A 12,795-nucleotide genomic window follows, 5' to 3' on the forward strand; every position below is an offset into this window, starting at 1 on the left:
GTTGGTTTTGGTTCTTTGGTATTGGGTAAATCTAATCTATTTCTTCGTAATCGACATAATCACCAACTTTTTTGGTTTCGCGAGTTTTTTTGGCATTGGCTGTATCGATGATGATTTCATCGTTATTCGGCGTTTTTTGCCAAGAATTACCCTGGGCATATTGTTGCTGTCTCTGGAAATTCTCGCCTGCTTTCTCTACTGCTTTTTTAACCAAAATAGGCAAAAATAATCTTGCCAAAAATTTAAAAATATAATAGAAGGCAATTATGTAAACTATTGCTCTTATAAAACCAGGAAAAGATGCTTCTTGCATAATCAAAATAATTTTTGGCAAAATTAACAATTCCATCGTTCAAAATTAAAATATCATTCTTAAATAAATAATAAAATATAGTACATTTGAAAAGCGTTATTCCTTTTTAACCTAAAAAAATAGTATGTACAAAATCAAAACCTTAGTCGTCGCAGTCTTTTTGATAATTCCATTAATTCATTATGGCCAACATACCGATGAAATCAATTCGAACAGGCCAGGCGAAACCATGTCGGCTTTTGGAGTGGGAAAATCAGTTTTTCAAGTGGAATCTGGGATTTATGGCATCCAGGAAAATCACAGCATTCTGAATTATGACGCCAATGGTTTTGGAATTGACATGACCTTGAGATGGGGATTGTTTATGGAAAAACTGGAACTAATTGCCGACTTTCAATACCAATACGAACAAGTAAGTTCTCCAATGAGCATCATTAACAAGTCTGACTTCAAGCAAACTGTTTTTGGAGCCAAATATTTGATTTACGATCCGTTCAAAAATTACGAAAAAAAAGTCAATGTTTATAGTTGGAAAGCCAATCGTTCCTTCAATTGGCACCAATTAATTCCAGCCGTTTCGGTCTTTGCGGGAGCCAATCTTACTTTCTCCGACAATCCTTATTATTTTTCTCCGGATGCCGCTATTTCACCAAAAGTCGTGGTTATTGCACAAAACCATTTGGGTGACGGAAGCTGGGTTTTCGTGACCAATATCATTGCCGATTACATTGGAACCGATTTCCCAAGTTATGGCTACGGGATTACCTTGACTAAAGGATTTAACAAAAACTGGTCTGGTTTCATAGAAAACCAAGGCTATATGAGCGATTTCTACAGCGATGCGATTGTTCGTGGCGGTGCCGCTTATTTGATTCATAATGATTTACAAGTAGACGCTTCAATAAGCACAAGCCTAAAAGATACGCCTTCGATACTTTATGGAGGAATTGGATTTTCTTGGCGTTACGATGCCAATTACAAAGAAGTGCGAATGAAAGTGGATACGGGAGATTCAGACAAAAAAGCTCAAAGAAGAGCCAAAAAAACTAAAAAAGGATAAACTTTACAACACCTAATAAAAACTAATGATTACCATAAAAGAAGCCGTTACCAAAAAGGAAATGACCGAGTTCGTGAAATTTCCTTTCTCCTTATACAAAGACAACAAATATTGGGTTCCACCCATCATCGCCGATGAATTAGAATCTTTTGACAGAACTAAAAACCCCGCTTTCGAAAGTGCCGAAGCTTATTTTTATTTGGCTTACAAAAACAATGAAATTGTGGGACGAATTGCAGCCATCATCAACTGGGGAGAAGTCAATGACCAACACAAAAAGAAAGTCCGTTTCGGTTGGTTTGACGTGATTGACGACATCGAAGTCACCAAAGCCCTGCTCGAAAAAGTCTATGAATTGGGACGAAAAAACAATTTGGAACACGTCGAAGGACCAATGGGTTTCTCCAACTTGGACAAAGTGGGCGTTCTCACCGAAGGTTTTGACGAATTGGGAACGATGATCACTTGGTACAATCATCCGTATTTTGCGACACATTTAGAACAACTCGGATTTGTAAAAGAGAAAGAATACATCGAAAGTATTTTCCCGTTTTCGAACGTGAAACCCGAATTTTTCCTGAAAGCCCAAGCCTTAATCAAAAAAAGATACGAACTGACGAGTTTGAACTTCACCAAAACCAAAGACATTATGCCTTATGTGGACAAAATGTTTGATTTGTTCAACAATTCTTATGCCGATTTATCTTCGTTTGTAGCCATCACCGACGTTCAAAAAGAATACTTCAAGAAGAAATACATCAGTTTTATCAATCCGGAATACATCAAATTCGTGATGGACAAGAACAATGACATTGTCGCTTTCAGCATCGTGATGCCGAGTTTTTCGGAAGCTTTGCAGAAAGCCAAAGGCAAACTTTTCCCTTTTGGATTTTATCATTTGCTTAAAGCGAGAAAAGAAAGCAAAGACGTTGTTTTTTACTTGATAGGCGTTCATCCAGAATACCAAAACAAAGGCGTGACAGCCATTATTTTTGACGAATATTTCAAAACTTTCAGCGAAAAAGGAATCATCAACTGCATCCGAACTCCCGAATTAGAGGAGAATCACGCCATCCATAATTTATGGAAAAACTTCGACCCTAGAGTTCACTGTAGAAGAAAAACGTTTATGAAGATGCTTTAGTTGTTGTTAGTAGGTAGTTGTATGATATTAAAAAAAACGAAAGTGTATGGCAAATGTCAAAACTGAATATATAGAAAAACTTCTTAATACAATTCAAATTGAAAATAAAATTGTCAAAGATTCTAAAAATTTTGACAATAAGGATAAAGAATCAATTGCATACTTTAGAAATTATTATATTGATAGAATTACTAAAGAACCAATTACATTAACTCAATTAAAATCTATTACGAATAACATTCTTACTTTTTGGAGAGAAAGTATCGGTATTGACACTGAGTTATTTTGGATTGAGTTAAAGGAAAATAATATTGACTTTGAAAGAAAAGACGAAATAAATTTTGCCTTAGAAAAAAATAGATTCAGAAGAGTTGATGTTGGAATTGGAGCACGAAAATATTGGACTGTAATTAAAGACTTTGATTCAATACGAAAAAGATTTTCAAAAGTAGAAATAGAAAAAATATCATTAATCATTGAAAATGATGAAAAAACACGACTTGAGATTTTAAAAAAGTGTTTAAGGAAAAAAGAAATTCCACAGACGCAACGCTTGAAATATGGAGAATGTTGGGCTTATATGAGCCAGTGCGGACTTTTGAGCAAATATTTTAGTAAAGAAGAAATTGAAGAATTACACAATCTTTGAAAGCAAGTAATCAAAAGAAAAACATCCGATTTGGGCAATAGGCTTAATGGAAAGTTAGTAGCGAAACTCGATAAAAAAAACGAAAACCTCCTGAGAAATCAAGAGGTTTTTGTTTTTATATAGATGTTTAACATTCTTAATCTGAAATCTGAAATCTGAAATCTAAAATTAAGCGTCCAAATCAACAGTAGTTCTGCTGGCAATTTCTTTATACGTTCCGTTTACCAGTTTCTCACGAATGGCTTCAAAAGCAGATAGTGTTTGGTCAATATCCGCCAATGTATGAGATGCAGTAGGAATAACGCGCAATAAAATCATTCCTTTTGGAATAACCGGATAAATCACGATCGACAAGAAAATACCGTAGTTTTCTCTTAAATCATTTACCATTACCATCGCTTCAGGCACACTTCCTTCAAGGTAAACTGGCGTAACACAAGTATTGGTATCACCAATATTAAACCCTTTGCTTCTCAAACCACCTTGTAAAGCGTTTACATTCTCCCAAAGTTTATCTTTCAATTCAGATGAATTACGCAATAATTCCAAACGTTTCAATGAACCAATAGTTTGAATCATTGGCAATGCTTTGGCAAACATTTGAGAACGCAAATTGTATTTCAAATAATCAATAATGTCTTTATCGGCAGCCACAAAAGCACCAATATTAGCCATAGATTTGGCAAACGTAGAAAAATAAACATCAATTCCGTCTTGAACACCTTGCTCCTCACCCGCTCCGGCACCTGTCTTACCAAGTGTACCAAAACCGTGTGCATCATCAACCAAAAGACGGAAATTGTATTTTTCTTTCATCGCTACAATTTCTTTCAACTTTCCTTGTTGCCCACGCATTCCAAAAACACCTTCGGTAATAAAAAGAATTCCTCCTCCTTGTTCCGTAGCCAATTTTGTGGCACGTTGCAGGTTTTTCTCCATACTTTCGATGTCATTGTGCTTGTAGGTAAAACGTTTTCCGCTATGCAAACGAACTCCGTCAATAATACAAGCGTGACCATCAACATCATATACAATCACGTCATTTCTGGTCACCAAAGCATCAATGATGGACACCATTCCTTGGTATCCAAAATTCAACAAATAGGCCGATTCTTTCATTACAAAAGCAGCCAATTCTTGCTCTAATTGTTCGTGATATTTGGTGTGCCCCGACATCATTCTGGCACCCATTGGAGCAGCTGCACCAAATTCTAAGGCTGCGTCCGCATCAGCTTTACGCACTTCTGGATGATTAGCCAAACCTAAATAATCGTTCAAACTCCAGTTTAAAACCTCTTTTCCTTGAAATTGCATTCTTGGCCCTAAATCTCCTTCCAACTTTGGAAAAACGAAATAACCTTCTGCCTGTGAAGCCCATTTTCCCAATGGTCCTTTATTGTTTTGAATTCTTTCGAATAAATCTTTTACCATAATATATTTGAAGTATTATATTTTTTTTAAGAGATTGCAAAAATAATTATTTATAATTTATTATGGTCTCGAAAGCAAATTTATTTTTAGGAGCTAATCCTGCTGTACACTGTATCTTTTACTTTTTAAAGAAAAAAGTAAAAGGATGCCGTTTCCATCAGGGCTAGGTATTAACTTATTGAAGAAACTTCGTATATTTGAATGAATATTTAATTTAGTCATTACTTACAAAAAATCAATTAAAATCATTTATCATGTCTTTAGAAAATAAAAATTTCAGTCTCGCACATCGCCTTTTACATTGGCTAATCGCTTTAGCCATTTTATTTTTGATGCTGACGGTTTTTTTAAGGTTGACTTGGCTGGAGAAAAACAATGTGGCTTCCATACTTCAAGACAATCTAAAGGCATTGAATATTTCTTTAAGTCACGATGATGCCATAAAAATTGCCAAACAAATACGCAAACCTATGTGGGATTGGCATATTTATACCGGATATTTCTTGATTGGATTATATGTTTTAAGAATGATAAACCTGTATTTTTCAGGTATCGTTTTCCCAAATCCTTTCCACAGAACCAGCAAACTAAAACAAAAAATACAAGGATGGACTTACATCATTTTTTATTTCCTGATGGGCATTTCTCTAATAACTGGGTTCTTCATAGTAAACGGTTCGCCAGAATATAAAGATTTTCTGGAAACCATTCATGTTCAATCTATTTATTATGCCGTGCTTTTTATCATTATGCATATGGCAGGATTACTTTTATCCGAGTTTTCGAATGAAAAAGGAATCGTTTCAAAAATGATTCACGGCAAATAAAATTTATTTAAATTCATAAATTTAGAAAAGAATTAAAACAATTCTTTTCTTGAAAAAACACAACTTTAAAATATGTCACAAGATACCAAAGAACTAAAACTCGCCGTCCTCATTGATGCCGACAATGTTCCTTATAGCAATGTAAAAGGAATGATGGAAGAAATCGCCAAATACGGTACGCCAACCACCAAGCGCATTTATGCCGATTGGACCAAACCAAACGCTGGCGGTTGGAAAAGCGTTTTATTGGAACACGCCATCACTCCTATTCAACAATACAGCTACACTGTTGGAAAAAACTCTTCCGATTCGGCAATGATTATCGACGCGATGGATTTGCTGTACTCTGACAAAGTTGATGGTTTTTGCATCGTTTCAAGTGACAGCGATTTCACTAGATTAGCCATTCGTTTGAGGGAATCCGGAATGAAAGTCATTGGCATTGGCGAAAAGAAAACCCCCAATTCGTTCATTGTGGCCTGTGATAGATTTGTTTATATTGAAGTTTTGGACGGAGCCATCAAAAAGAAATTACCAAAAAGCAGATTAGCCGAAGAAAACAAAAAGGTAGTTGACCCGAGCGCTAGCGAACACGCGAAGCAAAAAGTAGCCGCAAAAACTACCGAGAAAACGGCACAAAAACCCCTAAATAAAATTGACAACCAAACCATAGAACTCATAGAAGACACACTCGATGCCATTGGTGATGAAGACGGCTGGGCATTTCTTGGCGATGTGGGCAACCTCATCGTGAAGAAAAAACCCGAATTCGACCCCAGAAATTATGGGTTTTCAAAACTGACTCCAATGCTGAAATCCCTGACCAACATTCTAGAAATCGACGAAAGAGAATCCGACAAAAAAGGAATCAAGCACGTTTTCGTGAGATTGCGGTACAGTTAGAAGGTTATAAAACAAAAAGGAGGCCGTTTATAGGCCTCCAATTGTAGATTTTGATTTACCATTATCAGCTTCTATCTTACGATACGACTGACTATTGAATAACCTTCTCTGTTCAGATTGATATACTCAAGTAATTAATCAAAACCACATTCAAATGTACAATAATTTTAAATTCAATTGCTTGAAAAACAGTATTTTAACCAATAATTAACACCTGGTTATCAAGGCATTGGAATTATTCAAAAACAACAACAAATACTATTGACTTTTTATAATATACTGACAGGGTATTCGCTTTTAAAACTTGAGGCTTCTATGTAGTTTTATCAAACTACGCAATTGGCACACCGATGACATGGATTATGCAGATTCGCACGGATTTTTATCTGTTAATTAGTAAAAATCAATGAATATTTGTGTAAAATCCGTTCAATCCGTGTCATCTGAGTGCCTTAATATACAAATAAATATCTTGCCAGTAACTAAAATCTTAAAAGCGAACGCCTTAATATATTGACCCAAAATTAGGCTTTGACAAAAGTCATGTTTACAATAGCCGTCGTTCCATCTTGGATTTCTGAATATTTTACTTTTAATGTGGTACTCGTCAAACTCACCACTTCAAAAGGTATAATGACACCATCGGATGTAATGGTAACAACATTACCATTTTTATACCAAGTGCCCGTGGTTATATCCAACAAACAGTCTGATCCGGAATAATCGCCTTCATTAAAAACTGCTGTTGGAGCAAATTCGATATAATCTTTTGAACACCCTGGCTCGTTGTCGTCATAATCCAGCTCTGGCGATGTCACCCCGTTTACCGTTAAACTCATCTTGTCGAAATTCCACTTCCCTTTAATTGACACCGGAATCGGAGAATCTTCATCGTCACAACAAGATGAAAAAGCAAACACCAACGTTAACGCAGAAATAATTAAAACACTTATCTTTTTCATAATGATTTGTTTTAAATTAAAGAGATACAAAAGAACAGGATTAAATATACAAAAAAAAAATCAACTGATTAAAAATCAATTAATTACCCCCCCCTGTTTTGCATACAAAAAACTCTAGAATAAATACATTTAATTTAATCCCAAATTAAAAAAAGCAGAGTTTAAACAAAAAAGGAGGCCCTTTTACAGACCTCCAATTGTAGATTTTGATTTACCATTATTGGCTCATACCGTTACTGATATGTCCGATTATGAGTTGTCCTATTCCAATATGAAATAGACATTCTCAAGTAATTAATCAAAACCACAATCAAATTTACAAAATATTTATTTTCAACTATTTAAAATTAAACAGTTTAACAACGCATTAACACAACTTCTTTATAAAGTATCAATAATACATTCCAACGACCGAATTTCGAATTATTCCACAAATAATGAATTAATTTATTTGAATATAAAACAAAAAAGGAGGCCTTTTTACAGACCTCCAATTGTTGATTTTGATTTACAATTATTTACATCTACTTACCCTTTAGTTGACTAATAAATAATCTTCCATATTTCGGTAATTATGTAAACAGGTAATGAATCAAAACCACACACAAATGTACAAAAATATTCATTTTAACCATTTGAAATAAAACTCTTTAACAACATATTAACGCAATGATTTTTTAAATTGCCAATAATGCATTCCAATGACCGAATTGCAACTTATTTTTATAAATATTCCGACTAATCCATTTAAATATAAAACAAAAAAGGAGGCCTTTTTACAGACCTCCAATTGTTGATTTTGATTTACCATTATCAACTTCTACCTTACGATACAGTTGACTATTGAATAATCGAATCTTTTGCAGATGATATACTCAAGTAATTAATCAAAACCACAATCAAATATACGATTAATCACGATTCAAAACACTAATATTAAGCACCTTAACAACAAATTAGGAAGTTAAACCTTCCTTCCTAAAAAACTTGTTTTTTTTGAATATTTTCCTGCTCAAAAGCCAATATAATTCAAATTATTTTTTAAAATACAGATTTAATGTCCCTGATTGTCCAGAATAGGTTCCTTCAATTTTTAATAACAACTCGGTTGCCGAAAGACTGGCAACATTGAAAGTTCCATTAAAACTGGTACCTGAAACAGAAATTGTTATCGTATTCCCGCTTTGTGTCCAAGTTCCTGTTTTTTCTTCAAACGCACAGCCTGCTGTATAATTGCCATATTTCGCAACACCTCCTGTAATAAGTTCAATATAATCCTTGTTGCAACCATCTTCATTCTTGAAATAATCCGTTGAATAAGGTATGGTAAACGCACCAGAAGTCGCAGTTGATTTATCGAAATTCCATTTTGCTGCAATATAATTCATGTCCACCGGACCACTGTCGTCTTTGGTGCAAGAAGTTAAAACGGCTGCTGAAAATAATGTCAAAAGAAATAAAATACATAGTTTTTTCATAGTTCAATTGGTTTAGTTAGCATACAATAATAAACAAAAAATAGCTAACCCAAAAGCTTGTCAGTTCATCTACTCAAAATAACGGCGAATAAGAAGGTAAAACTTATTATTTCTTTAAACCAATTTAAACCCGCCAGGTCCAATTATTAAATTCTTGAAAATAGGTGTCGTTATTTCAAAGACATATCAAGAGTATGGATAGAACATATATATAGTAACTATATAGTAACTTTATAATAAGTATATAGTGACTTTATAGTGACTAATTAATAATATTAGAATACTTAGCAAACAATAAATATCCAATCAATATCTTTTACTTCAAATAATTATGCCCAAAGATTTCGTTCAATTACCATTCCACAATAATCAACCCCGAATATCATAATACGATTTTCAAAACATTGTATCTTTGTACTTTGACCAATAAAAACAATAAAATGAAACTCGTTTTTGCCACCAACAACAAAAATAAAATCCTTGAAGTCCAACAAATGCTTCCCTCCTCTATCGAAATCATTAGCCTGGAAAGCATTGGCTGCTTCGAAGAAATTCCCGAAACTGCTGATACCATCGAGGAAAATGCCATTATGAAAGCCAATTACGTGACCCAAAAATACGGATACGACTGCTTTGCCGACGACACTGGGCTAGAAGTGGATGCCTTAAACGGTGAACCTGGAGTCTTTTCTGCACGATATGCTGGCGAACAACGTAACTCCGATGACAACATGGACAAACTACTGGAAGCGTTAATTAACAAGACCGATAGAAATGCCCAATTCAAGACCGTAATTGCCCTAAATAGCAACGGACAACAACATCTTTTTACCGGAATTGCACGCGGCGAAATCACTTTGGAAAAAACAGGAAACCAAGGCTTTGGCTACGACCCCATTTTTCAACCGGAAGGATTTGAGGCGACTTTTGCGCAACTTTCACTCGAAGAAAAGGGCGCCATCAGCCATCGTGGCAAGGCTACAGCACAACTCATAGGCTTTCTAAAAAACTAACTATTTGATTTTCAAATAACAATAAAATGGTAAATCTAAATTACCCATTAGATTTTCTCGTTTATTCGACGTACCTTTGCGCCAAATTTTAAAAACATATATGAATAAATTTGAACAATTAGGATTGAGTGAATCGCTACAGCGTGCGATTATCGATCTAGGATTTGAGAATCCGACCGAAGTACAGGAGAAAGCGATTCCCCTATTATTGGAACAAGACACAGATTTAGTTGCGTTGGCTCAGACAGGGACAGGGAAAACGGCAGCTTTTGGTTTTCCAGTCATTCAAAAAATTGATGCCGACAACAGAAATACACAGGCGTTAATCTTATCACCTACCCGCGAACTATGTTTGCAGATTACAAACGAACTTAAAAACTACTCAAAATACGAAAAAGGTATTAATGTAGTGGCTGTTTATGGTGGAGCGAGTATTACAGAACAGGCTAGAGACATCAAAAGAGGTGCGCAAATTATTGTGGCTACTCCAGGTAGAATGCAGGACATGATTAACAGGGGATTGGTAAACATCTCTCAAATTAGTTACTGTATTCTTGACGAGGCAGACGAAATGTTGAATATGGGCTTCTACGAAGACATCGTAAACATTCTTTCTACCACGCCAGACGAAAAAAACACATGGTTATTCTCGGCTACGATGCCAGCAGAAGTAGCTCGAATTGGAAAACAATTCATGACCAACCCAGTTGAAATTACTGTTGGTACCAAAAACTCGGGTTCAGCGACCGTTTCTCACGAATTTTACTTGGTAAATGCCCGTGACCGTTACGAAGCTTTGAAAAGATTGGCCGATGCTAATCCAGACATTTTCTCTGTAGTTTTTTGTAGAACCAAACGTGACACACAAGCTGTTGCCGAAAAATTAATCGAAGACGGATACAGCGCTGCCGCTTTGCACGGAGATTTATCTCAAGCGCAACGTGACGGGGTTATGAAATCGTTTAGAGGTCGTCAAATCCAAATGCTTGTGGCTACTGACGTTGCTGCTCGTGGAATTGACGTTGACAACATTACCCACGTGGTAAATTACCAACTTCCTGACGAAATAGAAACTTACAATCACCGTTCTGGCCGTACTGGTCGTGCAGGAAAATTGGGAACTTCCATCGTTATTGTAACCAAAAGTGAAATCCGCAAGATTTCTTCTATCGAAAGAATCATCAAACAGAAATTCGAAGAAAAAACAATTCCTTCTGGAATTGAAATCTGCGAAATCCAATTGTTGCACCTTGCCAACAAGATTAAAGATACCGAAGTAGATCACGAAATTGACAACTACTTGCCAGCTATCAACAGCGTTTTGGAAGGTTTGTCAAAAGAAGAATTGATCAAGAAAATGGTATCGGTAGAATTCAACCGTTTCATCAATTACTACAAGAAAACAAGAGACCTTTCTTCTCAATCTTCAGGTTCTGAAAGACGTGACGACAGAGAACCAAGAGAAAACAACAATGGTGGTGCCACAAGATATTTCGTGAACATTGGTTCAAGAGACAATTTTGACTGGATGTCATTGAAGGATTACTTGAAAGAAACATTGGACTTGGGTCGTGATGACGTTTTCAAAGTAGACGTAAAAGAAGGTTTCTCTTTCTTTAACACTGATCCAGAACACACGGATAAAGTAATGGAAATATTGAACAACGTACAATTAGAAGGACGTAGAATCAATGTGGAGATTTCTAAAAACGACGGTGGCGGAAGACGTGATCACAACGGAAGAAGTTCTGGAGGTTTTGGTGGAGGAAGAAGTTCGGCTCCAAGAAGAGAAGGAAACTTTGCTCCAAGACGTGAAGGCGGATTTAGAAGTGACCGAGGATCAGCTCCTAGAGAAGGTGGTTTTGGTGGAAGAAGCGAATCAAGAAGCTCGGCAGCTCCTAGAACTGGCGGTTTCTCTGACAGAGCTCCAAGATCTTCAGAAGCTCCAAGGCGTGACGGTGGTTCTTCAGAAAGACCAGCAAGACGTTCCGAAAGCTTTGGTGACGCACCAAGAGAAAGAAGACCAAGAAGAAGTTAACACATTTTGTTAATTTTCTTATAATTATACTGAAACTACAAAATATTTAATCCCGTTTTATTACTTTTAAAGTTTTAAACCAGTTTATGAAATATTTTGTAGTTTTCTTTTTTTTAATACTCTCCTCAACAGCTTTTTCGCAAGTCATTGAACCAGCCCAAACCGTTACCGGGACTATTATCAATGACAACACGAAATTCCCTTTACCGAATGTAAACATCATCAACATCAATAAAGTGAGAGGTACAACCACGGATGATAGAGGTAATTTTGTACTTGCTGTTTCCGTAAATGACACTTTGCACATTAGCTGCATTGGTTTCCAATCCCTGAGAATTAGGGTGACCAATGACTGGGTAAGAACCAAAACTACCACCATCCAACTTACCGAAAAAGCTTATGCTCTGGAAGAAGTAATCATCGGCCGATACAACTTGACAGGCTATCTCGAAGTAGATTCGAAATTAATTCCAACCCACGAAAATTACCGCTACAGCATCAACGGATTGACCGAAGGCTATGAAACTGGCGATACTTCGCCCAATGCATTCAGCAAAGCAATGGGAGCCATTTTCAATCCCGCCGACAAGCTTTACAACTTTTTTGGCAAGAAACCCAACGAACTCAAAAGACTCAAAGAAATGAAGAAAGACGACACCGTTCGCAATCTTCTGGAAACCAAATTCGACCGAGAAACAATTTCCGTTTTACTAGGAATCGACAAAAAAGAAATCGCCGAAATCCTGGAACGTTGCAGTTACTCCGAATCTTTCGTGAGAACCGCCAACGACCTGCAAATTCTCGACGCCATAAGTGGCTGTTATGAAGAATACAAGATTTTGAAGAAAAAATAGTTTTTTTTAGTACTCGGCTTTCAGTCGCAGTAAACAGAACTCCCATACACAAAATTAATCCCTAATTGTTAATCAGTTAGGGATTTTTTATTGGCGTTTTTGGGAGTAGAATCAAGACGGAAC

The 12,795-nt window shown here is 36.1% G+C and carries 12 protein-coding genes; 8 read left to right on the forward strand and 4 right to left on the reverse strand.

Annotated features, from left to right (window positions below; all coding sequences use genetic code 11):
- Window positions 1-31: 31 nt before the first annotated feature.
- Window positions 32-349: a DUF4834 family protein gene (locus tag OZP13_RS10235; RefSeq protein WP_269240068.1), complete on the reverse strand. Its 318-nt coding sequence runs from the start codon at window positions 347-349 to the stop codon at window positions 32-34.
- Between the two features lie 88 nt (window positions 350-437).
- Here OZP13_RS10235 and OZP13_RS10240 point away from each other — a divergent pair, with 88 nt between their 5' ends.
- The 3 genes from OZP13_RS10240 to OZP13_RS10250 are packed head-to-tail and all read left to right on the forward strand — an operon-like array spanning window position 438 to window position 3,166.
- On the forward strand, window positions 438-1,373 hold the full coding sequence (locus OZP13_RS10240; protein ID WP_281297068.1) for a transporter: 936 nt from the start codon (window positions 438-440) through the stop codon (window positions 1,371-1,373).
- A 25-nt stretch (window positions 1,374-1,398) separates the two neighbouring features.
- Window positions 1,399-2,517, forward strand: coding sequence for a GTP cyclohydrolase (locus OZP13_RS10245; RefSeq protein WP_281297069.1), 1,119 nt, complete (start codon window positions 1,399-1,401; stop codon window positions 2,515-2,517).
- A gap of 46 nt (window positions 2,518-2,563) precedes the next feature.
- Window positions 2,564-3,166 (forward strand): hypothetical protein, encoded by a 603-nt coding sequence (locus OZP13_RS10250; protein WP_269240071.1) that lies wholly within the window; start codon window positions 2,564-2,566, stop codon window positions 3,164-3,166.
- 168 nt (window positions 3,167-3,334) lie between these two features.
- On the opposite strand, the gene capB is transcribed toward OZP13_RS10250, so the two are convergent.
- The gene (gene capB / locus OZP13_RS10255) at window positions 3,335-4,597 is read right to left on the reverse strand and encodes a cysteate-C-fatty acyltransferase (RefSeq protein ID WP_281297070.1); all 1,263 of its coding nucleotides are present in this window, start codon (window positions 4,595-4,597) and stop codon (window positions 3,335-3,337) included.
- Window positions 4,598-4,851: 254 nt separating this feature from the next.
- On the opposite strand from capB, the gene OZP13_RS10260 reads away from it, so the two are divergent.
- Complete coding sequence (locus OZP13_RS10260; RefSeq protein WP_281297071.1) at window positions 4,852-5,424, forward strand: cytochrome b/b6 domain-containing protein; 573 nt, start codon at window positions 4,852-4,854, stop codon at window positions 5,422-5,424.
- A 72-nt stretch (window positions 5,425-5,496) separates the two neighbouring features.
- Window positions 5,497-6,327 carry an NYN domain-containing protein gene (locus tag OZP13_RS10265; protein WP_281297072.1) on the forward strand — a complete coding sequence of 277 codons (831 nt, stop codon included), beginning with the start codon at window positions 5,497-5,499 and terminating at the stop codon, window positions 6,325-6,327.
- 524 nt (window positions 6,328-6,851) lie between these two features.
- Here the strand turns inward: OZP13_RS10265 and OZP13_RS10270 are convergent.
- Both OZP13_RS10270 and OZP13_RS10275 read right to left on the reverse strand, forming a co-directional pair.
- On the reverse strand, window positions 6,852-7,289 hold the full coding sequence (locus OZP13_RS10270; protein WP_269240074.1) for a lipocalin-like domain-containing protein: 438 nt from the start codon (window positions 7,287-7,289) through the stop codon (window positions 6,852-6,854).
- A gap of 1,034 nt (window positions 7,290-8,323) precedes the next feature.
- Window positions 8,324-8,767, reverse strand: a complete 444-nt coding sequence (locus OZP13_RS10275) for a lipocalin family protein (protein WP_281297073.1) — start codon at window positions 8,765-8,767, stop codon at window positions 8,324-8,326.
- A gap of 440 nt (window positions 8,768-9,207) precedes the next feature.
- Here OZP13_RS10275 and OZP13_RS10280 point away from each other — a divergent pair, with 440 nt between their 5' ends.
- From OZP13_RS10280 to OZP13_RS10290, 3 genes are all read left to right on the forward strand, one after another.
- Window positions 9,208-9,780 (forward strand): non-canonical purine NTP diphosphatase, encoded by a 573-nt coding sequence (locus tag OZP13_RS10280; RefSeq protein ID WP_281297074.1) that lies wholly within the window; start codon window positions 9,208-9,210, stop codon window positions 9,778-9,780.
- A gap of 100 nt (window positions 9,781-9,880) precedes the next feature.
- Window positions 9,881-11,818, forward strand: coding sequence for a DEAD/DEAH box helicase (locus tag OZP13_RS10285; protein ID WP_281297075.1), 1,938 nt, complete (start codon window positions 9,881-9,883; stop codon window positions 11,816-11,818).
- Window positions 11,819-11,904: 86 nt separating this feature from the next.
- Complete coding sequence (locus OZP13_RS10290; protein ID WP_281297076.1) at window positions 11,905-12,672, forward strand: carboxypeptidase-like regulatory domain-containing protein; 768 nt, start codon at window positions 11,905-11,907, stop codon at window positions 12,670-12,672.
- Window positions 12,673-12,795: the final 123 nt, after the last annotated feature.

It is taken from the genome of Flavobacterium limnophilum, from assembly GCF_027111315.2.
Lineage (GTDB): Bacteria > Bacteroidota > Bacteroidia > Flavobacteriales > Flavobacteriaceae > Flavobacterium > Flavobacterium limnophilum.

What these genes read in the sequence shown, in the direction of transcription:
- OZP13_RS10265 (WP_281297072.1), top strand. Translation starts at nt 5,497, where the DNA reads ATGTCACAAGATACCAAAGAACTAAAACTCGCCGTCCTCATTGATGCC.
- OZP13_RS10290 (WP_281297076.1), top strand. Translation starts at nt 11,905, where the DNA reads ATGAAATATTTTGTAGTTTTCTTTTTTTTAATACTCTCCTCAACAGCT.
- OZP13_RS10270 (WP_269240074.1), bottom strand. Translation starts at nt 7,289, where the DNA reads ATGAAAAAGATAAGTGTTTTAATTATTTCTGCGTTAACGTTGGTGTTT.
- OZP13_RS10250 (WP_269240071.1), top strand. Translation starts at nt 2,564, where the DNA reads ATGGCAAATGTCAAAACTGAATATATAGAAAAACTTCTTAATACAATT.
- OZP13_RS10260 (WP_281297071.1), top strand. Translation starts at nt 4,852, where the DNA reads ATGTCTTTAGAAAATAAAAATTTCAGTCTCGCACATCGCCTTTTACAT.
- OZP13_RS10235 (WP_269240068.1), bottom strand. Translation starts at nt 349, where the DNA reads ATGGAATTGTTAATTTTGCCAAAAATTATTTTGATTATGCAAGAAGCA.
- capB (WP_281297070.1), bottom strand. Translation starts at nt 4,597, where the DNA reads ATGGTAAAAGATTTATTCGAAAGAATTCAAAACAATAAAGGACCATTG.
- OZP13_RS10240 (WP_281297068.1), top strand. Translation starts at nt 438, where the DNA reads ATGTACAAAATCAAAACCTTAGTCGTCGCAGTCTTTTTGATAATTCCA.
- OZP13_RS10245 (WP_281297069.1), top strand. Translation starts at nt 1,399, where the DNA reads ATGATTACCATAAAAGAAGCCGTTACCAAAAAGGAAATGACCGAGTTC.
- OZP13_RS10275 (WP_281297073.1), bottom strand. Translation starts at nt 8,767, where the DNA reads ATGAAAAAACTATGTATTTTATTTCTTTTGACATTATTTTCAGCAGCC.
- OZP13_RS10280 (WP_281297074.1), top strand. Translation starts at nt 9,208, where the DNA reads ATGAAACTCGTTTTTGCCACCAACAACAAAAATAAAATCCTTGAAGTC.
- OZP13_RS10285 (WP_281297075.1), top strand. Translation starts at nt 9,881, where the DNA reads ATGAATAAATTTGAACAATTAGGATTGAGTGAATCGCTACAGCGTGCG.